The organism is Pseudoalteromonas sp. SR45-5 (assembly GCF_014163565.1).
Taxonomy (GTDB): domain Bacteria; phylum Pseudomonadota; class Gammaproteobacteria; order Enterobacterales; family Alteromonadaceae; genus Pseudoalteromonas; species Pseudoalteromonas distincta.
Genome location: NZ_JACJDN010000562.1, coordinates 1 through 2,588, shown reverse-complemented (window position 1 = coordinate 2,588; position 2,588 = coordinate 1). Strand labels below are relative to the sequence as shown.

The 2,588-nt window shown below is 37.4% G+C and carries 4 protein-coding genes; all 4 read right to left on the bottom strand.

The features are described 5' to 3' along the window. A partial coding sequence (locus H5072_RS16515; RefSeq protein WP_182694148.1) for an Mpo1-like protein occupies positions 1-279 on the bottom strand: 279 nt, incomplete at its 3' end. 90 nt (positions 280-369) lie between these two features. Further along, positions 370-777, bottom strand: coding sequence for a hypothetical protein (locus tag H5072_RS16510; RefSeq protein WP_182694147.1), 408 nt, complete (start codon positions 775-777; stop codon positions 370-372). A gap of 71 nt (positions 778-848) precedes the next feature. Then, positions 849-1,523, bottom strand: coding sequence for a Crp/Fnr family transcriptional regulator (locus H5072_RS16505; protein ID WP_182694146.1), 675 nt, complete (start codon positions 1,521-1,523; stop codon positions 849-851). A gap of 3 nt (positions 1,524-1,526) precedes the next feature. Further along, a complete protein-coding gene (locus H5072_RS16500; RefSeq protein ID WP_182694145.1) occupies positions 1,527-2,198 on the bottom strand; it encodes a hypothetical protein in 672 nt (223 codons plus the stop codon). Positions 2,199-2,588: the final 390 nt, after the last annotated feature.

The window sequence follows — 2,588 nt, the reverse complement described above, 5'->3', positions numbered from 1 at the left end:
CATTGCCGCAATGGGCTGAGCAGCAACAAGGAGTAAAGTAAATATTACGGCCATAATAAAGCCAAGCGAAAAGCTCAGCATAAAATAATAAACAACCGACGCTAATACAAAAAGTTGTGCGCCATCAATTACTACACTACCAAGGGGGATTTGAATACGCGCTAGTAAACACAACGCTGCAAATACAATGAGCGGAATACCAATAAAGTGCGTTAGTACATTACGTTTAGAACGATGATATAAACCATATTTACCAAGTTGCTGTTGAAGTGTTTTCATTGTTTTGCCTTTATTTTTATATTTATATTTAAAACTTACTTTAGCAAAAGTAAGCACAGCAACAATGTCAGGTATCCGACATTGTGTAAATTAAACAAATGCAGAAATTATTTTACCCGGCTCATGCTCACCTTTCATATCCGTTCGCTCGCGCCCTTTTTGATACTCTTGCTCAAGCATTTTTTGAAGTTCCTCTATTTTATCAGCAATTGCGCTAGGGTCTGCGCCCTGACCTTGTAGCTCTTTAGTGAGCTCTTCTATTGTCGCTTTTAGCTCGTCTATCTTGTTTTTGTTTACGCCTAAGCGCTGATAAACCAGTGCTTCTTGGGCACTTTCTAAAAACGTTGGTTCTTTAGGGGCTGAGGTAATGCCTTTAGCATCATTTGTTTTTTCGTTAGGGAGGGGATTATTTGCCGCAACTTCGCTTAGTCCTGCCGCTTTATTTAATGCAGGAGAGTTATAGTTACTATATTGATTTTTAAAGGTTATTGTAGTCATTAGCTCAAATCCATTGTTGCGTTACATTATCTGTAGCAATTTTGGTTCCAACTAAATAAAAAAGTCTCTATTTAAGCTTGTGTAGCACGCGCCTGTAACTTTTGTTTATCTAAAACAGTTATGCGTTGATACCCCAAACTAATGGCTTGTAGGCTAACAAGCTGTTGCAGTATTTGATTAATAGTTTGGCGCGTTAGGTAGGTCATATCAGCAAGTTGCTGCTGAGATAAAACAAGCGGTGTTAAGTGCTCAGTATGTTCGCTAAGCATTAAAAGTCGATTGCATACTTTTTGCTCAGCGCTTAGTAATGCGTGATCTTCCATTGAGGTAAACATTAGGCGTAACTTTTGTGCCAGCAATAAACCAAACTCTTGCCAATATTGTGGCTGTTCGTTTAATAGCTGTTCAAGTGCGCGTTGGGGCACGTAAAAAAGCACAACATCAGTTTGTGCATATACATCGTGAGTGCGCAGGCCACCATCAAACAAGGTAACTTCTCCAAACCACAGTGATGAATCAATAAAGCTCAATACGGCTTCTTTGCCTTCGTTACTTACGCCACTAATACGCACCACGCCGCTAAGCACTGCATAAATTCCATCGTGCTTATCACCTCGCAAAAATAATGACTGCTGAGCCTTTAGCGAGAGCGTTTTGCCCTGCGTTAGTAAAAAGCTTTTTAAATAAGCGCTACGGTTTTTAAACCAATGCCCTTGCTCTATTACGTTTTGCTGGTGTGGAGTCATTATTTACTGCATTTGCTTATTAAATGGCTGTTTTTCGATAACCAATTTTTTAGGGAAATTTAAATCGGTTGCTATAACAAAATCATCGTAAGGATCATTACCCGAAAACAGCTCAGTTATTAATGTATCGTTTTTATAAACATTAACGGTTACACCGCTGCCCATACCGCCTGAGTTAATAATATAGTAGTGATATTCGCCGTTACTAAAAAATAAAATACTCTCGCCAATACGCCCTACTTGCCTGTAGTAACTGCCAAATGGAGCATTCGGTGTTGCTTCTTTTTCAAGCCCTATGTCATTTACTCTACCAAATCGATAACTAAGCGATGAGTCATCTTTTGCAACACAAATAGAAAGCACTTTATCGGTAGGCTCTAACTTATAGGCTGTATTTTCATCTGGGTTACGCACAACTTTATGCATTTTTGCGTTAATGTAGGCTGCTTCATTACTATTACAATGTGTTGCTAGCATACCGACTACTAAAGCGGGTTCGTTTGTTTGAGCTGCTGGAGGCGTGTTTACTTTGAGATTAGAGGGTGAGTTACTTACATTATTATTTAGCTGAGGACTACCTTGAATTGCCATACTTTGATCGTCACAACCAAACAATGCAAACAAGAAGAAAGAATAAAAGCTCGCTAAAAATTTAATGCGCATAATAAAATCCATCTATGAGAGAGCCTTTAAAATAGCGATAAAACTAGCGACTCGCAACACCTTATGCGCAATACTTTATAAGTTTATTTTTAAACCATCTTCTGCAAAAACTACGTTACTTTTTAGTGATTTAATTAACGATTTTTTAAACAACTACTGGTTTTTAATGACCGATTCATAAACTGAGATAGAACCGCCGCTTGATGCGTTTTCATCAATTACGTTGTACATAATCACTACATCGGCATTTTTGCTAAGTTAGCAAATGTACCTATTTTTTGTTGAGTGACCAACGGCAAATTTATTAATTTTAGCTAGTATTAAAAGCTGATTTAAACACCTTATAAAAGTGTGTAAATAACTAAATTAATCAATAATTGGTTTTCTTATAATAAAATGTTG